The sequence below is a fragment of the Variovorax sp. GW822-FHT04E09 genome (assembly GCF_058800845.1).
In genome coordinates this window covers 136,301-157,360 of sequence record NZ_JBXAMR010000004.1, presented here as the reverse complement: position 1 = coordinate 157,360, position 21,060 = coordinate 136,301, and the positions used below count along the sequence as shown (strand labels likewise).

Genomic DNA, 21,060 nt, shown 5'->3' with positions numbered 1-21,060 from the left:
GTGTGGGCGGGCCTGCGTCATACTTCAATGCAATGAGCCAGCTATCGAATATGAATACGGTGCATATTGATTCGGTCGACCTCAACCTGCTGCGGTTGTTCGACGCCGTCTACCGCACCCGCAACGTGAGCCGCGCCGCCGAGGCCCTGGGCCTCACGCAGCCGGCGGCCAGCCACGGCCTCACGCGGCTGCGCCTGCTCTTGGGCGACGCGCTGTTCACGCGCAGCCTCGGCGGCGTGGCGCCCACGCCGCGCGCCGAGCGGCTGGCGGTGCCCGTGCAGTCGGCGCTGGCGATGCTGCAGCAGGCCCTGGCCGAGCCCGAGCGCTTCGACCCGGCCGCGTCGCGCAAGCTCTTTCGCATCCACATGAGCGACATCGGCGAGGGCCGCTTCCTGCCCGCGCTGATGGCGCGGCTGCGCGAGCTGGCACCGGGCGTGCGCGTGGAAACCATGCCGCTCGCGCCGGGCGAGATCGCCACCGCGCTGGACAGCGGCAGGGTCGACTTCGCCTTCGGCTTCCTGCCGCACGTGGAGGACACCCAGCGCACCCAGCTGCTGAAAGACCGCTATATCGTGCTGCTGCGCCACGACCACCCCTTCGTGAAGCGCCGGCGCAGCGGCCAGGCGCTGCTCGCGGCACTGCACGAGCTCGACTACGTGGCCGTGCGCACCCACGCCGACACCTTGCGCATCCTGCAGCTGCTGAACCTCGAAGACCGGCTGCGCCTGACGACCGAGCATTTCATGGTGCTGCCGGCCATCGTGCGCGCCACCGACCTGGCGGTGGTGATGCCGCGCAACATCGCGCGCGGCTTCGCGGCCGAGGGCGGCTACGCCATCGTCGAGCCGCCGTTTCCGCTGCGCGACTTCACCGTGTCGCTGCACTGGAGCAAGCGCTTCGAGGCCGACCCGGGCAACCGCTGGTTGCGGCAGGTGATCGTGGCGTTGTTCTCGGAGCGCGGCTGACCGCGACCGCCGAACACCCGCAGCGTGCCCCGTGACCAGGGCACTGGGTGCTTCCCGCAGCGAAATCAAGGAGGAGGCCGCAGGCCGGGGGACATTCGCGGAGGGAAGTACCCGGTGGCCTGGGCGCGCACCCCGGACACACGCGTTATTCTCAAACGTTCCCGCCTCGCGCCTAAGTCCCCCGATCCCCGTCCGCATGTCCGTCCCGCATCCCCTGTCCCCCGCCTTCCTTCAACGTCCTGCCAGCCTCGGCGCGCGCTGACAGCCTCCCGGTGCAAGCGATTCTTTCCGGGGCCGTCCCGGTCCTGATCTTCATGGCCTGCGTGGGCCTGGCCACCTACGCGCAGAACCTCACGGGCTTTGCGTTCAGCCTCATCCTGCTGGGCCTCGTGTCGGTGTTCGACATCGCCAGCGTGAACGACGCGGCCAATGCCGCGACCGTGCTGAGCCTCATCAACGCCTGGACCTACTTCCGCGCACGCCCCGGCCCCGTGCCCTGGCAGCTGATGAAGCCCGCGCTCAACGGCAGCACCGTCGGCGTCATCGTCGGGCTCATGCTGCTCGTGTGGCTCAGCGGCAGCGCCGTGTCGTGGCTGCGGGGCTTGCTGGGCGTGTCGATCCTGATCTGCGCCGTGCTGCTGATGCTGCAGGGCAAGCCACTGCCGGCGGTGTCGGGCCGCACCAGCTTCGCCCTCATCGGCGGGCTCTCGGGCGTGCTGGGCGGGCTGTTTTCCGCCTCCGGCCCGCCCATCGTCTTCCACATGTACCGCCAGCCGCTGGACCGCGAACTCGTGCGCCGCGCGCTGCTGCTGATGTTCGCCTTCAACTCGCTCGTGCGGCTGGTCATCGTGGTGCCTACGGGCCACTTCTCGTGGCACTCGGCGCTGTTGGCCGGCTGCGCCATGCCCGTGGTCTACGCCGCGACGCGGCTGCACCATCGCCTGCCCAACAAGCTGCAGCCGCGCACCTTGCAATGGCTGGTCGCCGGGCTGCTTTTTGTGGCCGGCGTGACGCTGCTCGCCACCGCCTGGAGCGCGATCGCGCACGGCTGAGAAAACAGCCGGAAACCCTCGGTTTCCGGCGTGGCCCGGGAATTGCAACGTCAATCCAAGGGTTTCCCCGGACGTGGCATACCGACCCTCACATACGCGTTATGGGCGTGCCCGTATGCAAGACCCCACGCAAGCCGCTAACGTCCATGACTGGCCCACGACGGGCCGCCCACGAGCCTGAAAAAGCATGAGCACCGAGAGCAGCAGCAATCCGATTCAACCGATCCGCTTCTTCCATCGCGGAAAGATCGTCGACGTCAGCGGGGTCCATCCCACCCGCTCCGTGCTCGACTGGCTGCGCGAGGACGCGCGTTGCACCGGCACCAAGGAAGGCTGCAACGAAGGCGACTGCGGCGCCTGCACCGTCGTCATCGGCGAACTCGCCACCGACGCCCACGCACCCGGCGCGGTCGACGGCCTGCAGCTGCAGACCGTCAACGCCTGCATCCAGTTTTTGCCCACGCTGCACGGCAAGGCGCTGTTCACCGTTGAAGACCTCAAGGGCCAGTGCGCGTCGCAGTGCAAGCCCAAGACGGAAGCCCCGGCCAAGCACGCCGTCCACCCGCTGCACCCCGTGCAGCAGGCCATGGTCGACTGCCACGGCTCGCAGTGCGGCTTCTGCACGCCGGGCTTCGTGATGTCGCTGTGGGCCACCTACGAACACCACCAAGCCGAGGGCACGCAGCCCACGCGCCAGCAATTGGCCGACGACCTGTCGGGCAACCTGTGCCGCTGCACCGGCTACCGCCCGATCCTCGACGCCGGCCAGCGCATGTTCGACCTGCCGGCCGTGCGCCTGGACACTGCCCCCGTGGTGGCCGCGCTCACCGCGCTGAAGAACGACGGCCTGGACTACGCGGCCCCGCTCGGCGCCCGCATCGACCACTTCCACGCCCCCAAGACCCTGGCCCAGCTCGCCGCGCTGCGCGTGCAGAAGCCGCGCGCCCAGCTGCTGGCCGGCTCGACCGACGTCGGCCTGTGGGTCAACAAGCAGTTCCGCGACCTCGGCGACATCATCTATGTCGGCGACGTGGCCGAGATGAAGACCGTGGAAGAGCGCGCCGACGAGCTCTACATCGGCGCTGGCGCCTCGCTCGAAGCCGCCTTCGGCGCGCTGGTCGAGCGCGTGCCCAGCCTGGCCGACGTGTGGCTGCGCTTTGCCTCGCCGCCGATTCGCCACGCCGGCACCATGGGTGGCAACGTTGCCAACGGCTCGCCCATCGGCGACTCGCCGCCGGTGCTGATGTCGCTGGACGCCGAGATCGAGCTGCGCCGCGGCGACGTCGTGCGCCGCATGCCGCTGCCCGCGTTCTACCTCGACTACATGAAGAACGAGCTGCAGCCCGGCGAGTTCGTGCAGGGCCTGGCCGTGCCGCTGGCCGCCATGCGCCGCCAGGTGCGCGCCTACAAGATCAGCAAGCGCTTCGACTGCGACATCTCGGCGCTGTGCGCGGGCTTCGCCATCGAACTGGAAGCCGGCAGCGAGACGGTGAAGGCCGTGCGCCTGGCCTTCGGCGGCATGGCCGCCACCGTCAAGCGCGCCGCCAACGCCGAAGCCGCGCTCGTCGGCAAGCCCTGGACGCAGGCCAGCGTGGCGACCGCCAAGCTGGCGCTGGCGCAGGATTTCAAGCCGCTCTCGGACATGCGGGCCTCGGCCGACTACCGCCTGCAGGTGGCGCAGAACCTGATCCAGCGCCTGTGGCTCGAAACCCGCACGCAGGACGCGCTGTCCCTCGAGGAAACCAGCGTCTGGAGCGTGATGCCTCATGTCGTTGCCAAGGTGGCGGCGGAAGGACTCTGACCATGAACAAACCCATCGACGCCCGCCTGCTGCAGCCCGCCGAGGCCTTTGCCGACTACCTGAAGAACACCGCCGCCCGCATCGACGTGGGCGCCGAAGCGCTGGCGCACGGGCGCGGCATGCGCGTGGGCATCAGCCGCCCGCACGAATCGGCGCACCTGCATGTGGCCGGCGAGGCCACCTACATCGACGACATTCCCGAGCTCGCCGGCACGCTGCACTGCGCGCTGGGCCTGTCGCCGGTCGCCAACGGCCGCGTGACGGCGCTGTCGCTCGACGCCATCCGCGCCATGCCCGGCGTGGTCACGGTGATCACCGCCGACGACATCCCCGGCACCAACGACTGCGGCTCGATCATTCATGACGACCCGATCCTGCTGCCCGTGAACGACGGCGGCGAGATTCGCTACCTCGGCCAGCCCGTGTTCGCCGTGATCGCCGAAACGCGCGATGCCGCGCGCCGCGCCGCCGCCAAGGCCAAGGACGCGCTGACCATCGAGGCGCAGCCGCCCGTGCTCACGCCGCAGGACGCGCATGCGCGCGGCCAGTACGTGGTGCCGCCGATGCACATCGTGCGCAGCGGCGGGGCCGCCAACGGCGGCGACGAGGCCGCCGTGCGCGCCGCCATCGCGAAGGCACCGCACCGCCACAGCGCCACGCTCGACGTGGGCGGGCAGGAACAGTTCTACCTCGAAGGCCAGATCAGCTACGCCATCCCGAAGGAGGGCGGCACGCTGCACATCCACTGCTCGACGCAGCACCCCAGCGAGATGCAGCACCTGGTGGCGCACGCGCTGCACCTGTCCTCGAACGAGGTGCATGTGGAATGCCGGCGCATGGGCGGCGGCTTCGGCGGCAAGGAATCGCAGTCGGCGCTGTTCGCCTGCGTGGCGGCCATTGCGGCGCGCCAGCTGCAGCGCCCCGTGAAGCTGCGGCTGGACCGCGACGACGACTTCATGATCACCGGTCGTCGCCACTGCTTCTGGTACGAGTACGAGGTGGGCTACGACGACGAGGGCCGCATCCTCGGCGCCGAGATCACGATGGTCTCGCGCGCCGGCCACTCGGCCGACCTGTCGGGCCCGGTGATGACGCGCGCGCTGTGCCACTTCGACAACGCCTACTGGCTGCCCAACGTGAGCATGCACGGCTTCTCGGGCAAGACCAACACGCAGAGCAACACGGCGTTTCGCGGCTTCGGCGGCCCGCAGGGCGCCATCGCCATCGAGAACATCATGGACTCGGTGGCGCGCGAATTGAAGCGCGACCCGCTCGATGTGCGGCGCGTCAACTTCTACGGCAAGGGCGAGAACAACGTCACGCCCTACCGCCAGACCGTGACCGACAACATCGTCCACGAACTCGTGGCCGAGCTCGAAGAAACCAGCGACTACCGCCTGCGCCGCGAAGAGATCGCCGCCTTCAACGCCAAGAGCCCGGTGCTCAAGCGCGGCCTGGCGCTGGCGCCGCTGAAGTTCGGCATCTCGTTCAACGTGAAGCACTTCAACCAGGCCGGCGCGCTGGTGCATGTGTACACCGACGGCTCGATCCTCGTGAACCACGGCGGCACCGAGATGGGCCAGGGCCTGAACACCAAGGTGGCGCAGGTGGTGGCGCACGAGCTGGGCGTGAGCTTCGAGCGCGTGCGCGTCACCGCGACCGACACGACCAAGGTGGCCAACACCTCGGCCACGGCGGCCTCGACCGGCGCCGACCTGAACGGCAAGGCCGCGCAGGACGCTGCCCGCCAGATCCGCGAACGCCTGGCTGCCTGCGCCGCCGAGCGCCATGGCGGCAACGCTGCCGACGTGCGCTTTGCCAACGACCAGGTCGAAGTGAACGGCCGCACGCTGGCCTTCAGCACCGTGGTGGGCGAGGCCTACCTCGACCGCAAGCAGCTGTGGTCCGACGGCTTCTACGCCACGCCCGGCCTGAGCTGGGACAAGGACAAGATGCAGGGCCGCCCGTTCTACTACTACGCCTACGGCGCGGCGGTGAGCGAAGTGGTGGTCGACACGCTCACCGGCGAATGGAAGCTGCTGCGCGCCGACATCCTGCACGACGCGGGCAAGTCGCTGAACCCGGCCGTGGACATCGGCCAGGTCGAGGGCGCCTTCATCCAGGGCATGGGCTGGCTCACCACCGAGGAGCTGGTGTGGCATCCGCAAAGCGGCAAGCTCACCACGCACGCGCCCAGCACCTACAAGATTCCGACGGCCAACGACTGCCCGCCGGTGTTCAACGTGCGCCTGTTCGAGGGCCAGAACTTCGAAGACTCGATTCACCGCAGCAAGGCCGTGGGCGAACCGCCGCTGTTGCTGCCGTTCTCGGTGTTCTTCGCCATCCGCGACGCCGTGTCGGCCGCGGGCGGGCACCGGGTCGATCCGCCGCTGAAGGCGCCGGCCACGAGCGAATCCATCCTCCGCGCCCTGACCGCGGTGCAGGCAGCCTCTGGCGAATGAGCACCGGCCGTGCTCGCACGGTCCGAGCGTCCTTCCGTTCTCCAAATGCTGCGCTGTATAACTGTTCGCACAGACAAGAAAGGTGTGAACAGCCATGAGAGACCAGGCGCTTTTCGACAAGATCGACCTTCATCTGATTCGGGTGCTTCATACCGTGCTGACCGACCGCAGCGTCTCGCGCGCCGCCATCCGCCTGGGCATGTACCAGCCGGCCGTCTCGGCCGCGCTGAAGCGCCTGCGCGAGCTGTCGGGCGACCCGCTGCTGGTGCGTTCGGGTTCGGGCATGGTGCCCACCGACGCGGGGCTGCGCATGATCGAGCCCGCGGCCAGCATCCTGCGGGCGGCCGAGATGCTGTTCTCGGATGCGCGGGGTTTCGAGCCGCAGTCGGCGGCCACCACGTTCCGCATCGCGGCCAGCGACTACATGGACCCGCTGTTTCTGCCGATGCTGGTGGCGCAGGTCAAGCGCGAGGCGCCGCTGTGCCAGATCGAGATCCATGCGCTCTCGCCCGACTCGGACTACCACGGGCACCTGGCGCTCGGACAGGTCGACCTGGTGATCGGCAACTGGCTCAAGCCGCCGGAAGACCTGCACATGGCGCGCCTCTTTGGCGACGAGGTGGTGTCGCTGGTCAACCAGGACCATCCGGCGGTGCGCCGCGGCTGGGACCTGGAGACCTGGCTGGCGGCCGAGCACATCGCGCCCACGCCCATGCACCCGGGCGGGCGCGGCATCATCGACCAGATGCTCGACGAGCTGGGGCGGCAGCGCAACATCACGGCGCGCTGCGCGCACTTCAGCCTCATCCCGGACATGGTGGCCTCGAGCCTTTTGGTGCTCACCACCGGGCGCCAGTACTGCGAGCGCTTCGCCGCGCGGCTGCCCGTGAAGATCCTCGAGTGCCCGGCTGCCTTGCCGCGCCTCATGTACTACCAGCTCTGGCACGAACGTACCCATTCGTCGAGTTCCGCGCGCTGGCTGCGCGAATGCATCAAGGGCGTGGCGGCGTCGCTGCGGCCCGGCTTCGATGCCGCGCCTGCCGCCACCGCCCGCACCCTGCCGGCTGAGCCGCTTTCCGATCCTCCCTGAGCCCTTCGTCGCGCCGGCGTCGCGACCGAGGCAACGATGAACGAACCGCCACATACAACAGCTGGAGACAAGCGAAATGAACAGGTATGAAGAGGTGCCCAAGGCCACCACTCCCCGGGCCGCCGGGGCCACCGAGGCGGCGCCGTTGCGTGCGGCCACCGCACCGGCCAACGCCGGTCTGCTGGAACGCTTTTTCAAGCTGACCGAGCACAACACCACCGTGCGCACCGAAGTCATCGCAGGGCTGACCACCTTCCTGACGATGGCCTACATCATCTTCGTGAACCCCTCGATCCTCGGGGACGCGGGCATGCCCAAGGGCGCGGTCTTCGTCGCCACCTGCCTGATCGCGGCCATCGGCACGCTGATCATGGGCCTGTACGCCAACTACCCGATCGCCATGGCGCCGGGCATGGGCCTGAACGCCTACTTCGCCTACGTGGTCGTGCTCGGCATGGGCTACACGTGGCAGACCGCGCTGGGCGCGGTGTTCATCTCGGGCTGCCTGTTCCTGATCGTGACGGTCACCGGGTTGCGGGAGCTGTTCATCGCGGGCATACCGCAGTCCTTGCGAACGGCGATCACCGTGGGCATCGGCATGTTCCTGGCGCTCATCGCGCTCAAGAGCGCGGGCGTGGTCGCGGCCTCGCCGGCCACCTTCGTCACGCTGGGCGACCTGCACTCGGCTCCCGTGATCCTGGCGACCATCGGCTTCCTCATGATCGTGGCGCTCGACCGGCTCAAGGTGCGCGGCGCCATCCTGATCGGCATCCTCACGGTGACGGTGCTGTCGTTCTTCTTCGGCGGCAACAAGTTCCACGGCGTGTTCGACGCACCGCCGTCCATCGCGCCCACCTTCATGCAGCTGGACATCCTGAGCGCGCTCAAGGGCGGCATCCTGAACGTGGTGCTGGTGTTCTTCCTGGTCGAGATGTTCGATGCCACCGGCACGCTGATGGGCGTGGCCAAGCGCGCCGGCCTGCTGGTGCCGGGCAAGATGGAGCGCATGAACAAGGCGCTGCTCGCCGACAGCGGCGCGATCTTCGCGGGCTCGCTGCTGGGCACCTCGAGCACCACGGCGTATGTGGAAAGCGCGGCCGGCGTGCAAGCGGGCGGCCGCACCGGCCTCACGGCCGTGGTGGTGGCGGTGCTGTTCCTGGCCTGCCTGATGATCTCGCCGCTGGCGGGCTCGGTGCCGGCCTACGCCACCGCACCGGCGCTGCTGTTCGTGGGCTGCCTGATGCTGCGTGACCTGGTCGAGCTCGACTGGGAAGACACCACCGAGGTGATTCCGGCCGCCGTCACGGCGCTGGCCATGCCTTTCACCTACTCGATCGCCAACGGCCTGGCCTTCGGCTTCATCACCTACGCCGTGCTCAAGCTGTGCACCGGCCGGGCACGGGAAGTGCATGCGATGGTGTGGGTGATCGCGGCGATCTTCCTGTTCAAGTTCGCCTACATCGGCGGACACTGAAGGACGCGCCGTCGGGCGCCGATGGTCGCGGGGACGCTATTAAACTTATAGCTGTCCCCGCTTGTTGATGTTGAACGAGACAAACCCACGAAACCCGGCATGACAACCCCCAGACTCCAGCTGGCGCACATCACCAAGCGGTACCCCGCGGTGGTGGCCAACAGCGACATCTCCCTGGCCGTGCAGCCCGGCGAAATCCATGCCGTGCTCGGAGAGAACGGCGCGGGCAAATCGACCCTGATGAAGATCATCTACGGCTCGGTCAAGCCCGACGAAGGCACAGTCACCTTCGACGGCCAGGCGGTGAACCTGCGCAACCCGCAGCAGGCGCGCGCGCTGGGCATCAGCATGGTGTTCCAGCACTTCAGCCTGTTCGACACGCTCACCGTGGCCGAGAACGTCTGGCTGGGCCTGGACAAGTCGCTCGCGCTGGCCGAGGTGGCCCGCAGCATCACGGCCAAGGCGAGCGAGTACGGCCTGGACATCGACCCCTCGCGCCCCGTGCACACGCTGTCGGTGGGCGAGATGCAGCGGGTGGAGATCATCCGCGCGCTGCTCACCAACCCCAAGCTGCTCATCCTGGACGAGCCGACCTCGGTGCTCACGCCGCAGGCCGTGATCCGCCTGTTCGGCGTGCTGAACAAGCTGGCCTCGGAAGGCTGCAGCATCCTGTACATCAGCCACAAGCTGCACGAGATCCAGGAGCTGTGCACCGCCTGCACCGTGCTGCGCGGCGGCAAGGTCACGGGCGTGTGCAACCCGCGCAACGAGAGCACCGAATCGCTCTCGCGCCTGATGATCGGCAGCGAGCCGCCGCCGCTGCAGCACCGTCCGCTGCATGCCGGCGCGGTGGCGCTGCGCGTGCAGGGCCTGAAGCTGGCGCGCGAAGACCAGTTCGGCGTCGACCTGGACGGCATCTCGTTCGACGTGCGCGCGGGCGAGGTCGTCGGCATCGCCGGCGTCTCGGGCAACGGCCAGAAGGAACTGCTGTACACGCTCTCGGGCGAGGACGTGCGCGCCGAGCCCGCCATGGTGCGCGTGTTCGACCAGCCGGCCGGCCGGCTGCGCCCGCGCGCGCGGCGTGCGCTGGGCCTGCATTTCGTGCCCGAGGAACGGCTGGGGCGCGGCGCCGTGCCCACGCTGGGCCTGGCGCACAACCTGCTGCTCACGCGCAGCAATGCGGTGGGCAAGGGCGGCTGGATTCGCACCGCCGAGCTCGACAAGCAGGCGCGTTCCATCATCGATCGCTTCAAGGTGAAGGCCGGCGGCCCGGGCGCGGCGGCGCGCTCGCTGTCGGGCGGCAACCTGCAGAAATTCATCGTCGGTCGCGAGATCGACGCCAACCCCAAGCTCTTCATCGTCTCGCAGCCCACCTGGGGCGTGGACGTGGGCGCGGCGGCGCTCATCCATGCCGAGATCCTGGCGCTGCGCGATGCCGGCTGCGCCGTGCTCGTGATCAGCGAGGAGCTGGACGAGCTGTTCAACATCTGCGACCGGCTGCACGTGATCGCCAAGGGGCGGCTGTCGCCCTCGATCGACCGCGCGGCGGCCACGCTGCCGCAGATCGGCGAGTGGATGAGCGGCCTGTGGCCGCAGGCGCAGCCCCACCAGAACAACAACAAGAAGGAGGGCGCGCATGCTCAAGCTTGAACCCCGCCCGGAGCTGTCGCGCTTCTGGAGCTATGGCTCGCCGATCCTGGCGCTCTTGATCACCGTGCTCATCGGCGTGGCGCTGTTCGCCGCGCTGGGCAAGGACCCGGTCAAGGGCCTGCAGGTGTTCTTCTACGAGCCGATCAAGAGCGGCTACGCCATCGGCGAGCTGATGGTGAAGGCCACGCCGCTGCTCATCATTGCGCTCGGCCTGGCCGTGTGCTTTCGCTCCAACGTCTGGAACATCGGCGCCGAAGGGCAGTTCGTCTGCGGCGCCATCGCGGCGGGCGGCGTGGCGCTCTTGGCCGACAAGAGCACCGGCAGCTGGATCGTCGTGGCCATCCTGCTGGCGGGCATCGCGGGGGGCATGGTGTGGGCGGGCATCGTCGCGTTCCTGCGCGACAAGTTCAACGCCAACGAAATCCTCGTGAGCCTGATGCTGGTCTACGTGGCCACGCTGATGCTGAGCTACCTGGTCTTCGGCCCCTGGAAAGATCCGCAGGGCTACAACTTCCCGCAGACCAAGACCTTCGAGGCGGTGACGCAGATCCCGCGGCTCATGAAGGGTTCGCGCGTGTCGATCGGTCTGATCATCGCGCTGGTCGGCGCGGGCGCGCTGTGGGTGTTTTTGTTCCGCACGCGCGCGGGCTTCGCGCAGCAGGTCGGCGGGCTGGCGCCCGCGGCGGCGCGCTATGCGGGCTTCTCGGCACGCCGCGCCGTGTGGATCGCGCTGCTCACCTCGGGCGGCGCGGCCGGCCTGGCGGGCGCGCTCGAAGTGGCGGGCCCCATCGGCCAGCTCACGCCGTACGTGCCGGCGGGCTACGGCTTCGCGGCCATCATCGTGGCCTTCGTCGGGCGGCTGCATCCGGTGGGCATGATCTTCTCGGCGATCCTGATGAGCATGTTCTACATCGGCGGCGAACTCGCGCAGTCGCGCCTGGGCCTGCCCAAGTCGCTCACCGGCGTGTTCCAGGGCCTGCTGCTGTTCACGCTGCTGGCCTGCGACACGCTCATCGCCTACCGCATCCGCCGCAAGGCCGGCGCCAAGGCCGCGACGCTGACCACAAGCTCGCTGCAGGTCAGCACGCCGATCACCGCGCCGACCGCGCCCGTTGCGCCGACCGCGCGTGCCACCGAAGGAGGGCTCTGAACCATGGAAAGCTACGCACTCCTGCTGGGCTCGACCCTGAGCGCGGGCACCGTACTCGCCATCGCGGCGCTGGGCCTGTTGATCAACGAGAAGGCCGGCGTCGTCAACCTCGGCGCCGAGGGCATGATGCTGTGCGCCGCCATCGCGGGCTTCGCGACGGTGGTCATCACGCACAACCCCTGGCTCGGCTTCCTGGCCGGCATGGCGGCCGGTGCCTTGCTCGCGGCCTTCTTCGGCGTGCTCGTGATCTGGCTCAACACCAACCAGTACGCGACGGGGCTCGCGCTGAGCCTGTTCGGCGTGGGCTTCTCGGCCTTCGCGGGCATCAGCTTCGTGCAGGCCAAGCTGCCCGAGAGCACGCCCTTCGCCATTCCCGTGCTGGCCGACATCCCGCTGGCCGGCCCGGCGCTGTTCCGGCACCACCCGATGGTGTACGTGGCCGTGCTGCTGACCATCGGGCTCATCTGGTTTTTGTACCGCACCCGCGCCGGCCTCGTGCTGCGCTCGGTGGGCGAGTCGCCCGAGTCGGCGCATGCGCTGGGCTACCCGGTGCGGCGCATCCGCTTCCTGGCGGTGATCGCGGGCGGCGCGTTGTGCGGGCTGGCGGGGGCGTACCTGTCGACCGTGTACACGCCGCTGTGGGTCGAGGGCATGGTTGCCGGCCGCGGCTGGATCGCGCTGGCGCTCACCACCTTCGCCACCTGGCGCCCGATCCGCGTGCTGCTCGGCGCCTACCTGTTCGGCGGCGTCTCGATGCTGGGTTTCCACCTGCAAAGCAGCGGCGTCGACGTGCCCTCGCAGTTCCTCAGCATGGCTCAGTACATCGCGCCGATCGTGGTGCTGGCGCTGATCTCGCGCAACCCCGCCTTCATCCGCATCAACATGCCGGCATCGATGGGGAAACCGTTCTACCCCGGCTCATAATCGCGTTCTCGTTTTTTTGCCAACCCGTCCTTTTCTTCCGAGGATTTCGACAATGAATGATCTGAACAAGCGTTCCCTTCTCAAGCTCGCCGCCCTCACCGCGGTGGCTTCGGCGGCCCTCATCGGCTGCGGCAAGAAGGAAGAGGCGGCCGCCCCCGCAGCATCGCCGGCGCCGGCCCCCGCGGCCGCTCCGGCCCCCGCACCGGCGGCCCCGCTGAACATCGCATTCGCCTATGTCGGTCCGGTGGGCGACGGCGGCTGGTCCTTCGCGCACGACAACGCCCGCAAGGCGCTCGAGAAGGAATTCGGCGACAAGATCAAGACCACCTTCGTCGAAAGCGTGCCCGAGTCGGCCGACGCCGAACGCGTGTTCCGCGACTTCGTGGGCCAGGGCAACAAGCTGATCTTCGGCACCACCTTCGGCTACATGGAACCCATGCTCAAGGTCGCCAACGACAGCAAGGACGTGAAGTTCGAGCATGCCACCGGCTACAAGACCGCCGAGAACATGCGCACCTACGACAGCCGCACCTACGAAGGCGCGTACATGGCCGGCGTGATCGCCGGTTCGATGACCAAGAGCAACACGCTGGGCGTGGTCGGCTCGGTGCCGATCCCTGAAGTGCTGCGCAACATCAACAGCTTCACGCTGGGCGCGCAGTCGGTCAACCCGAAGATCACGACCAAGGTCGTGTGGGTGAACGAGTGGTTCAGCCCGCCCAAGGAAACCGAAGCCGCCACCGCCCTCATCAACGGCGGCGCCGACGTGCTGTTCCAGAACACCGACTCGCCGGCCGTGCTGAAGACCGCCCAAGAGAAGGGCAAGCGCGCCTTCGGCTGGGACTCCGACATGACCGCCTACGGCCCGAAGGCCCACCTGGGCTCGGCCATCATCAATTGGGCGCCGTACTACATCAAGACCACGCAGGACGCGCTGGACGGCAAGTGGGCCACCGGCCAGACCTGGTGGGGCGTGAAGGAAGGCGCGATCGACATCGTCTCGATCGCCGAAGACGTGCCGGCCGAAGCCAAGGCCAAGGTCGAGGAAATCAAGAAGGGCCTGAAGGACGGCAGCTTCTCGATCTGGAAGGGCCCGATCGTCGGCCAGGACGGCAAGGAGCTGATCGCCAAGGACGCGGTCGCCGACGACAAGTTCCTGTCGGGCGTGAACTTCTACGTCAAGGGCGTCGAAGGCAAGGTGCCGGGCGGCGACAAGAAGTAACCATTGATCGATCGCTTCGGCGATTGCCACGAGAAGGGTCGTCTGCGGACGGCCCTTTTTTCATTCAGGAAAAGGATTCACACCATGAAGCTGCAGAGGGTCATGGCGGCAGGCGCGGCACTGCTGGCCGTGTCGATGTCGTTCGCCGCACCGCCGACGTTCTCGAAGGAAGAGCAGCGCCTGCGCAAGGCCGTGGAGGACGCGGAAATGTGCTTTCACTTCGCTGGCGAATTCAACGGCGATGGGTCGGCACACGACAAGGAAGTGGCGCGCCAGCAGCGCCAGCATTGCGGCAAGGAAGGCCAGCAGCTGGTGCTGCGGGCCTACCGCAAGAACCCGCAGGACACACGCCTCTACCCGGCGGTGCTGCGGCTGGACGGGTTGATGCCGGGGCTCACGTTGCCCGCGGCCGAGAAGGCACGGCTGTGTGCCGTGGCCAAGACGGAACTGGCCTGCCCCTGAGTCGGCTTACTGCGTCGCCGCCTGCAGCTGCGCCGCCATCTTCTGATGGATCAGGTTCACCGCCTTCAACGGCCGCAGCATCACCTTGAACTCGGTGATCTTGCCTTCGGCGTTCCACTTCATCATGTCCACGCCGTTGATGGCGATGCCGTCCAGCTCGAGTTCGAACTCGAGCACGGCATCGGTCGGGCCCTGGAGCTCGCGCACGTAGCGGAAGCTCTCGTTGAAGAAGACCTGGAAGGCCGCGGCCAGGTACTGCTTCGTGATCGCCTTGCCGACCTGAGGCCGGTGCACCACGGGCGAGAGGAAGACGGCGTCGTCGGCCAGCAGGGCATCGAGCCCCGCCACGTCGCGTGTCTTGACGAGCCGGTGCCAGGTGGAAAGGGTGTCGATCGCCATGGGTCTCCTCGCGCGGTGGATGGATGGGGAAACTCAGTCTAGCGAAGCGCCTGCGGGCCCGTCGTCGCGGGCGCGACGGGGCCCGGCAGGCGTTCTTACTCGCCTTGCCAGCGCTTGAGCACCAGCGTGGCGTTGGTGCCGCCGAAGCCGAAGCTGTTGCTCATCACGGTGTCGACCGTGGCGTTCTCGCGCGTGGCGGTGAGGATGGGCATGTCGGCCACTTCCGGGTCGAGCGCCTCGATGTTGGCCGAGCCGGCCATGAAGCTGCCTTCCATCATCAGCAGGCAGTAGATCGCCTCGTGCACGCCCGCGGCGCCCAGCGAGTGGCCCGACAGGCTCTTTGTGGAGCTGATCGCGGGCGCCTTGTCGCCGAAGACTTCGCGCACGCCCTTCATTTCCATGACGTCGCCGACGGGTGTGGAGGTGCCGTGGGTGTTCAGGTAGTCGATGGGCGTGTCGACGGTCGACAGGGCCATCTGCATGCAGCGCACGGCGCCTTCGCCGCTGGGCGCGACCATGTCGTAGCCGTCGGAGGTGGCGCCGTAACCGACGATCTCGGCGTAGATTTTTGCGCCACGCGCCAGTGCGTGGTCGAGCGACTCGACCACGACCATGCCGCCGCCGCCGGCGATGACGAAGCCGTCGCGCTCGGCGTCGTAGGCACGCGAGGCCTTCTCGGGGCTGTCGTTGTACTTGGTGGACAGCGCGCCCATGGCGTCGAACAGGAACGACTGTGTCCAGTGCTCTTCTTCACCGCCGCCGGCGAACACGATGTCCTGCTTGCCCATCTGGATCTGCTCCATGGCATTGCCGATGCAGTGCGCGCTGGTGGCGCAGGCCGAGGCGATGGAGTAGTTCAGGCCCTTGATCTTGAACGGCGTAGCCAGGCAGGCCGACACGGTGCTGCTCATGGTCCGCGTCACGCGGTAGGGGCCGACGCGCTTGACGCCCTTTTCGCGCAGCAGGTCGAGCGCTTCCATCTGGTTCAGCGTGGAGGCGCCGCCCGAGCCGGCGATGAGGCCGGTGCGCGGGTTCGACACCTGCTCCTCCGTCAGGCCGGCATCGGCAATGGCGTCCTTCATGGCCAGGTAGGCGTAGGCCGCCGCGTGGCCGACGAAGCGGTAGAGCTTGCGGTCGATGAGGTCTTCGAGGGGAAGGTCGATGGAGCCGGCCACCTGGCTGCGCAGGCCCATTTCGGCATAGGCCGGCTGGAACCGGATGCCGGGGCGGCTGGCACGCAGGTTGGCGGAGACGGTCTCCTTGTCGTTGCCCAGGCACGAAACGATGCCCAGACCGGTGATGACGACGCGTCGCATGGCGAAACCCTCAGAAGTTGTCGGTGGAAGTGAACACGCCGACTCGCAGGCCTTCGGCGGTGTAGATCTGGCGGCCGTCGACGCTCACCGAGCCGTCGGCGATGGCCAGGTTCAGCTTGCCCTTGAGCACGCGCTTGATCTGGATGCTGTAGGTGACGAGCTTGGCGGTCGGCAGGACCTGGCCCGTGAACTTCACTTCGCCCGAGCCCAGGGCCCGGCCGCGGCCCGGCAGGCCCTGCCAGCCGAGGAAGAAGCCCACCAGCTGCCACATGGCGTCCAGGCCCAGGCAGCCCGGCATGACCGGGTCGCCTTCGAAATGGCAGGCGAAAAACCACAGGTCGGGCGTGATGTCGAGTTCGGCCGTGAGTTCGCCCTTGCCGTAGGTACCGCCCTCGGCGCTGATGTGGGTGATGCGGTCCACCATCAGCATGTTCGGGGCGGGCAGCTGTGCGTTGCCGGGGCCGAACAGTTCGCCGCGGCTGCAGCGCAGCAGGTCTTCGCGGGTGAAGGCGTTTTGTAGGGTCATGCGAATCGATCAAGGACGGCGCCAGGGGCACGAATGCACGCTGCGCGCGGATTGGAGGGAACACGCCCGATGCCGGGCCTGCCGGGGTCCAAGCCTAGCGCATCCGCCATGGCCCGATTTGACCCAGATCAGTTTGGGGGAAATGGGGCTGGCAGCGTATACGTTTTCGGGGATGCCGCGCAGGGTGTCTGCCCTTATGCTGTGCGCGATCACAACGTCGATTTCCCACGCCCCATGACCGATTCCAGCCGCCCCCTCTTCGACCCCAGCTTCGCGCAGCGCATTCCCGCCGAACGCCTGCCCGAGCTGCTGCGCGCCATGCCCAAGGCCGAGCTGCACATGCACATCGAAGGCTCGCTCGAGCCCGAGCTGATCTTCGCGCTCGCGCAGCGAAACGGTGTCTCGATCCCGTATGCCAGCGTGGAAGACCTGCGCAAGGCCTACGCCTTCACCAACCTGCAGACCTTTCTCGACATCTACTACGCCGGCGCCAGCGTGCTGCTGAAAGAGCAGGACTTCTACGACATGGCCTGGGCCTACCTGGAGCGCGCCGCCGCCGACCACGTGGTGCACACCGAGATGTTCTTCGACCCGCAGACGCACACGGCGCGCGGCGTGGCCATGGAAACGGTGGTCAACGGCCTGCACCGCGCCTGCGTCGATGCGCTGCCCAAGCTGGGCGTGAGCGCCTCGCTCATCCTGTGCTTCCTGCGCCACCTGAGCGAGGAAGAGGCCTTCGAGACGCTGGAGCAGGCGCTGCCGTACCGCGACAAATTCATCGGCGTGGGACTCGATTCGAGCGAGGTCGGCCACCCACCCGAGAAGTTCGCGCGCGTGTTCGCACGCTGCCGCGAGCTGGGCTTCCACCTCGTCGCGCACGCGGGCGAAGAAGGCCCGCCGGCCTACGTGTGGAGCGCGCTCGACGTGCTGAAGGTCGAGCGCGTCGACCACGGCGTGCAAAGCGCGAAGGACCCGGCGTTGATGAAGCGGCTGGCGCAAGACCGCATTCCGCTCACCGTGTGCCCGCTGTCGAACCTCAAGCTCTGCGTGTTCCCCGACCTGTCGCAGCACAACCTGGGCGCGCTGCTCGACGCGGGGCTGGTCGCCACCGTCAACTCGGACGACCCGGCCTACTTCGGCGGCTACATGAACCAGAACTTCACGCAGACCTTCGCCGCCACCGGCCTGGGCGTGCAGCAGGCCTGGCAGCTCGCGGCCAACAGCTTCGAGGGCAGCTTCATCGACGCGGCGGCCAAGCGCGCCTACGTCGACCGGCTCAACGCCGTCTTCGCGACCTTCTGAGCGAGCTCTGCCGTGCAGGCGCCGGGACCGGCGTTGCGGCGCGGCACGAGCAGCGGCATCGCCACCAGCGCACAGGCACTGGCCGCCAGCCACACGACCGGCCAGCCCTGCAGCGCCAGCAGGTGCGGAATCGAGAAGGGAGTGACGAAGCACACGAGGAACACGCTGGTGTTCGCCATGCCCAGCGCGGTGCCGGCACGCGCCGCGCCGGCCAGCGTGGCCAGCTCGGTGTACGCCACGCCGTGCCAGGCCGACACGCACACCCCGCTCACGGTCAGCAGCGCGATCAGCGCCAAGCGTAGAGACATGGACGGCGGCTCGGTGCCCGCCGCCATCACCAGCGCACCCAAGCCTGCGAACAGCAGCACGCTGAGCGCGCTGCAGGCGCGCAGGTAGGCCGGGCGGTTGCGGCGGCGGTCGGTCCAGCGGCCGCTCCACACGCGCATCGCCATCGCGCCGACCTGCACGAAGACCATGGCGGCGGTGATCGTACCCAGGCCCACGTGGCCGAAGTCGTGCAGGAACACCGTGCCGAAGGACAGCACCGCGAACTGCGGCGCGCACAGGATGCCGATGCCGGCCACGATGCGCCACACGCGCACATCGCGCAGCGGGCCGGTCTTCGGCGCCGGCGCTTCCACGTTCGCATGGCGGGGCGCCACGGGCGGCTCGTGCACCCAGGCCCAGCTCATCGCCGCGCTCAGCGCGCACAGCAGCGCCAGCAGGCCGTACAGCGCGGCAAAGCCGAAGTGCAGTGCCACGAAGGGCAGCACCAGCGCACCGATGCCGCCGCCCATCGGCACGGCGGTCTGGCGGATGCTCATGGCCAGGCCGCGCTCGCTGGCGTCGAACCAGGTCATCACCGCGCGCCCGCTGGCACCGTTCACGCTGCCGCCGAGCAGGCCCACCAGCAGCAGCCCCGCGCCCAGCACGCCGAGGCCCGGCACGTGGCCGGGCCCCGGCGCGGCCCACAGCGCCATCGCGACCAGCGCGATCGCCGTGCTGCCCAACCCGGCCAGCAGCACGGGGCGGTCGCCCCAGCGGTCGGTCAGCAGGCCCCAGGGCAGCTCGCTCACGGCGATGCCCAGGCCCATGAGGCCGAGCACCAGGCCGAGCGCGGCGTTGTCCAGTTGGTAGCCGGTGCGCATGAGCACGGCGGTCATGGGAATGCCGCTGAAGGCGACCGAGAAGGCCGCGTTGGCGGCCACGCCGGCGGCGAGCACCTTCCAGCGGTGGCGGGGCGACAGCGGGGTGGAGGAGGGCGATTGGGTCATGTTGCAGCGCAGTGTCCGCCGCTGCAAAGGTTTTGAAAATCAGAAAATAATGAGCGGATCGTCCTGAAATTCAGGATGATCAAAAAAGCCTCATGCAAGGACCCGCGATGACCCAGGTGATGTTCGATCTCGACGTGCTGCGCACTTTTTCCACCGGCATGGCGCTCGGCAGCTACGCGCGCGCGGCCGACAAGCTGGGCCGCTCGACCTCGGCCGTGAGCGCGCAGCTCAAGAAGCTGGAGTCGCAGGCCGGCACCGTGCTGTTCCGCAAGGAGGGCCGCGGCCTGGCGCTCACCGACGCTGGCGAGACGCTGCTGGCCTACGCGCATCGCATGCTCGAGCTCAACGACGAGGCCAGCGCCGCCCTGCGCGGTGCCGACCTGCAGGGCTGGGTGCGGCTGGGCCTGCAGGAAGACTTCGGCGAAACGTTGCTGCCGGCCGTGCTCGGCCGCTTCGCGCGCGCCCACCCCAAGGTGCGCATCGAGGCCTGCGTGGCGCGCAGCGGCGAGTTGCGCGAGCGGCTCGAGCTGGGCCAGCTCGACCTGGCACTGGCCTGGGACGCCGGCGACCAGCCGCTGTCGCCGTATGCCGAGCGCGTGGCGCGGCTGCCGCTGCTGTGGATCGGCCCCACGGTGCCCGAGCGCGTCGATGCGCCCTGGTGGACCGAGCGCGAGCACCGCGCGGGCGTTCGCGCCGTGAAGAGCAAGGAGCCGCTGCCGCTCATCATGCTCGACGCCCCGTGCCCGCTGCGCGAGATCGTCATCACCGCGCTCGACCGCGCCGGCCTGCCGTGGCGCCGCGCCTTCGGCAGCGCCAGCCTGGCCGCGCTGTGGGCCGCGACGTCTGCCGGCCTGGGCCTCACGGTGCGCACGCCGTTCGGGCTGCCCTCGCATGTGCGCACGCTCGATCGCTCGGTGCTCTCGCTGCCGGCGCTGCCGCAGATCTCGCTCGTGCTGTACCGCGCGCAGGCCCGCGCCGAGGCGCCGGCGAGCCGGCTGGCCACTCTGCTGCTGGAGGCGGTGCGCCAGCACGCGCAGCTGCAGGCCGTGTCACCGCGCTGACCCCGCCGAGCGCAGGCCCTTGCCGGGGCCGGGGGCGCAATGCGTGAGAATCCGCCGCTAGAGACAAGACAAGCGCAAGAGACAAGACCCAAGCGAGGCGGCATGACCATTACGCGGCACAACTCCCTGCATCTGTGGGACGACAGGTTCCTCTACATCACACCGGCGATCCAGTCGGGGCTCACGGCGCGTTCGTCGGCCACGCTGCTGGCCTCGGTGAGCGGCCATCCCTTCACGCTGGAGGCGGTCGACGGCACGCGCGTGCGCTGCACGGCCGCGCTGGTGGGGCCGCATGTGCCGCGCCGCCTGGACGTCGACGGCTGCGGGCTGCTGTCGCTCAACCTCGACCCGGCCTCCAGCGCCTACCGCATGCTCTCTCGGCACCTGGGCGGCCACGGCATCCAGCCGCTCGACGCGCGCCGCTTCGGCCGCGCGCGCGACGACTTCGAGCCGGCGCAGCACGGCGCGCTGTCCGACCGGCGCCTGCAACTGCTCAGCTCCAGGCTGGTCACCGCGATCACCGAGTGCCCCGAGATCGAAGCCGCCATCGACCCGCGCATTGAGCGCGTGCTGCAAGCCATTCGCACGCATGCGGGGCAGATCCCGCTGCGCGAGCTGTCGGCGCTGGCCTTTCTCTCGCCCGACCGGCTCACGCACCTGTTCGCGCAGCAGGTGGGCGTGTCGATCAAGCGCTATGCGCTGTGGACCAAGGTGCGCCGCACGGTGCAGCAGTTCACCGCGCGCCGCCCGCTGACCGACGTGGCGCTGGCCAGCGGCTTCACCGACGCGGCGCACATGAGCCGCACCTTCCAGCGCTACTTCGGCCTGTCGCCGTCCTTCCTGTCGAACCAGGTGCGCGTGACGGCCGACGAGCAGGCCTCGCACGCGTGGGGGCGCGGGCTCGCGCACTGAGGCGCCTTCGAAGGTCTC

General features: G+C 68.7%; 18 protein-coding genes. 14 read left to right on the top strand and 4 right to left on the bottom strand.

Annotation, left to right across the window (positions count from 1 at the left end; all coding sequences use genetic code 11):
• Positions 1 to 50: 50 nt before the first annotated feature.
• The 11 genes from AC1RL8_RS17760 to AC1RL8_RS17710 all read left to right on the top strand — a co-directional run bounded on the left by AC1RL8_RS17760 (position 51) and on the right by AC1RL8_RS17710 (position 14,252).
• Complete coding sequence (locus tag AC1RL8_RS17760) at positions 51 to 965, top strand: LysR family transcriptional regulator (RefSeq protein WP_492685996.1); 915 nt, start codon at positions 51 to 53, stop codon at positions 963 to 965.
• Positions 966 to 1,237: 272 nt separating this feature from the next.
• Positions 1,238 to 2,017, top strand: a complete 780-nt coding sequence (locus AC1RL8_RS17755; protein ID WP_492685997.1) for a TSUP family transporter — start codon at positions 1,238 to 1,240, stop codon at positions 2,015 to 2,017.
• A gap of 187 nt (positions 2,018 to 2,204) precedes the next feature.
• Positions 2,205 to 3,818: a xanthine dehydrogenase small subunit gene (xdhA, locus tag AC1RL8_RS17750; protein WP_492685998.1), complete on the top strand. Its 1,614-nt coding sequence runs from the start codon at positions 2,205 to 2,207 to the stop codon at positions 3,816 to 3,818.
• 2 nt (positions 3,819 to 3,820) lie between these two features.
• The gene (gene xdhB / locus AC1RL8_RS17745; protein WP_492685999.1) at positions 3,821 to 6,280 is read left to right on the top strand and encodes a xanthine dehydrogenase molybdopterin binding subunit; all 2,460 of its coding nucleotides are present in this window, start codon (positions 3,821 to 3,823) and stop codon (positions 6,278 to 6,280) included.
• A 94-nt stretch (positions 6,281 to 6,374) separates the two neighbouring features.
• On the top strand, positions 6,375 to 7,370 hold the full coding sequence (locus AC1RL8_RS17740; protein WP_062477499.1) for a LysR family transcriptional regulator: 996 nt from the start codon (positions 6,375 to 6,377) through the stop codon (positions 7,368 to 7,370).
• 76 nt (positions 7,371 to 7,446) lie between these two features.
• Positions 7,447 to 8,844: an NCS2 family permease gene (locus AC1RL8_RS17735; protein WP_062477503.1), complete on the top strand. Its 1,398-nt coding sequence runs from the start codon at positions 7,447 to 7,449 to the stop codon at positions 8,842 to 8,844.
• A 99-nt stretch (positions 8,845 to 8,943) separates the two neighbouring features.
• Complete coding sequence (locus AC1RL8_RS17730; protein WP_095946760.1) at positions 8,944 to 10,494, top strand: ABC transporter ATP-binding protein; 1,551 nt, start codon at positions 8,944 to 8,946, stop codon at positions 10,492 to 10,494.
• Entirely contained in the window at positions 10,481 to 11,644 is a 1,164-nt protein-coding gene (locus AC1RL8_RS17725) for an ABC transporter permease (RefSeq protein WP_070061709.1), read from the top strand. Before AC1RL8_RS17730 ends, AC1RL8_RS17725 begins: the two co-directional genes overlap by 14 nt.
• 3 nt (positions 11,645 to 11,647) lie before the next feature.
• Entirely contained in the window at positions 11,648 to 12,568 is a 921-nt protein-coding gene (locus AC1RL8_RS17720; RefSeq protein WP_070061710.1) for an ABC transporter permease, read from the top strand.
• A 52-nt stretch (positions 12,569 to 12,620) separates the two neighbouring features.
• Entirely contained in the window at positions 12,621 to 13,790 is a 1,170-nt protein-coding gene (locus AC1RL8_RS17715; protein ID WP_062477516.1) for a BMP family ABC transporter substrate-binding protein, read from the top strand.
• Between the two features lie 84 nt (positions 13,791 to 13,874).
• On the top strand, positions 13,875 to 14,252 hold the full coding sequence (locus AC1RL8_RS17710) for a hypothetical protein (protein ID WP_492686000.1): 378 nt from the start codon (positions 13,875 to 13,877) through the stop codon (positions 14,250 to 14,252).
• A gap of 6 nt (positions 14,253 to 14,258) precedes the next feature.
• Here AC1RL8_RS17710 and AC1RL8_RS17705 read toward each other — a convergent pair whose 3' ends face one another.
• The 3 genes from AC1RL8_RS17705 to fabA form a co-directional block, all read right to left on the bottom strand.
• The gene (locus AC1RL8_RS17705; protein ID WP_492686001.1) at positions 14,259 to 14,651 is read right to left on the bottom strand and encodes a nuclear transport factor 2 family protein; all 393 of its coding nucleotides are present in this window, start codon (positions 14,649 to 14,651) and stop codon (positions 14,259 to 14,261) included.
• Between the two features lie 95 nt (positions 14,652 to 14,746).
• On the bottom strand, positions 14,747 to 15,967 hold the full coding sequence (gene fabB / locus AC1RL8_RS17700; protein WP_492686002.1) for a beta-ketoacyl-ACP synthase I: 1,221 nt from the start codon (positions 15,965 to 15,967) through the stop codon (positions 14,747 to 14,749).
• A 10-nt stretch (positions 15,968 to 15,977) separates the two neighbouring features.
• Positions 15,978 to 16,493 (bottom strand): 3-hydroxyacyl-[acyl-carrier-protein] dehydratase FabA, encoded by a 516-nt coding sequence (fabA, locus tag AC1RL8_RS17695; protein WP_056574156.1) that lies wholly within the window; start codon positions 16,491 to 16,493, stop codon positions 15,978 to 15,980.
• A 234-nt stretch (positions 16,494 to 16,727) separates the two neighbouring features.
• Between fabA and AC1RL8_RS17690 the strand changes: the two genes are divergently transcribed.
• A complete protein-coding gene (locus tag AC1RL8_RS17690; RefSeq protein WP_139701969.1) occupies positions 16,728 to 17,795 on the top strand; it encodes an adenosine deaminase in 1,068 nt (355 codons plus the stop codon).
• Here AC1RL8_RS17690 and AC1RL8_RS17685 read toward each other — a convergent pair.
• Positions 17,756 to 19,069 carry an MFS transporter gene (locus AC1RL8_RS17685; RefSeq protein ID WP_492686003.1) on the bottom strand — a complete coding sequence of 438 codons (1,314 nt, stop codon included), beginning with the start codon at positions 19,067 to 19,069 and terminating at the stop codon, positions 17,756 to 17,758. The two genes, AC1RL8_RS17690 and AC1RL8_RS17685, sit on opposite strands and share 40 nt — an antisense overlap.
• 107 nt (positions 19,070 to 19,176) lie before the next feature.
• Here AC1RL8_RS17685 and AC1RL8_RS17680 point away from each other — a divergent pair, with 107 nt between their 5' ends.
• Positions 19,177 to 20,130: a LysR substrate-binding domain-containing protein gene (locus AC1RL8_RS17680; protein ID WP_492686004.1), complete on the top strand. Its 954-nt coding sequence runs from the start codon at positions 19,177 to 19,179 to the stop codon at positions 20,128 to 20,130.
• A gap of 102 nt (positions 20,131 to 20,232) precedes the next feature.
• Positions 20,233 to 21,042 carry a helix-turn-helix domain-containing protein gene (locus AC1RL8_RS17675; RefSeq protein ID WP_492686005.1) on the top strand — a complete coding sequence of 270 codons (810 nt, stop codon included), beginning with the start codon at positions 20,233 to 20,235 and terminating at the stop codon, positions 21,040 to 21,042.
• The last annotated feature ends 18 nt before the right edge of the window (positions 21,043 to 21,060 follow it).

Bases quoted from the DNA above. Each gene is read 5' to 3' on its own strand.
- AC1RL8_RS17760 (WP_492685996.1), top strand. From the start codon at position 51: ATGAATACGGTGCATATTGATTCGGTCGACCTCAACCTGCTGCGGTTG.
- xdhA (WP_492685998.1), top strand. From the start codon at position 2,205: ATGAGCACCGAGAGCAGCAGCAATCCGATTCAACCGATCCGCTTCTTC.
- xdhB (WP_492685999.1), top strand. From the start codon at position 3,821: ATGAACAAACCCATCGACGCCCGCCTGCTGCAGCCCGCCGAGGCCTTT.
- AC1RL8_RS17740 (WP_062477499.1), top strand. From the start codon at position 6,375: ATGAGAGACCAGGCGCTTTTCGACAAGATCGACCTTCATCTGATTCGG.
- AC1RL8_RS17735 (WP_062477503.1), top strand. From the start codon at position 7,447: ATGAACAGGTATGAAGAGGTGCCCAAGGCCACCACTCCCCGGGCCGCC.
- AC1RL8_RS17730 (WP_095946760.1), top strand. From the start codon at position 8,944: ATGACAACCCCCAGACTCCAGCTGGCGCACATCACCAAGCGGTACCCC.
- AC1RL8_RS17725 (WP_070061709.1), top strand. From the start codon at position 10,481: ATGCTCAAGCTTGAACCCCGCCCGGAGCTGTCGCGCTTCTGGAGCTAT.
- AC1RL8_RS17720 (WP_070061710.1), top strand. From the start codon at position 11,648: ATGGAAAGCTACGCACTCCTGCTGGGCTCGACCCTGAGCGCGGGCACC.
- AC1RL8_RS17715 (WP_062477516.1), top strand. From the start codon at position 12,621: ATGAATGATCTGAACAAGCGTTCCCTTCTCAAGCTCGCCGCCCTCACC.
- AC1RL8_RS17710 (WP_492686000.1), top strand. From the start codon at position 13,875: ATGAAGCTGCAGAGGGTCATGGCGGCAGGCGCGGCACTGCTGGCCGTG.
- AC1RL8_RS17705 (WP_492686001.1), bottom strand. From the start codon at position 14,651: ATGGCGATCGACACCCTTTCCACCTGGCACCGGCTCGTCAAGACACGC.
- fabB (WP_492686002.1), bottom strand. From the start codon at position 15,967: ATGCGACGCGTCGTCATCACCGGTCTGGGCATCGTTTCGTGCCTGGGC.
- fabA (WP_056574156.1), bottom strand. From the start codon at position 16,493: ATGACCCTACAAAACGCCTTCACCCGCGAAGACCTGCTGCGCTGCAGC.
- AC1RL8_RS17690 (WP_139701969.1), top strand. From the start codon at position 16,728: ATGACCGATTCCAGCCGCCCCCTCTTCGACCCCAGCTTCGCGCAGCGC.
- AC1RL8_RS17685 (WP_492686003.1), bottom strand. From the start codon at position 19,069: ATGACCCAATCGCCCTCCTCCACCCCGCTGTCGCCCCGCCACCGCTGG.
- AC1RL8_RS17680 (WP_492686004.1), top strand. From the start codon at position 19,177: ATGACCCAGGTGATGTTCGATCTCGACGTGCTGCGCACTTTTTCCACC.
- AC1RL8_RS17675 (WP_492686005.1), top strand. From the start codon at position 20,233: ATGACCATTACGCGGCACAACTCCCTGCATCTGTGGGACGACAGGTTC.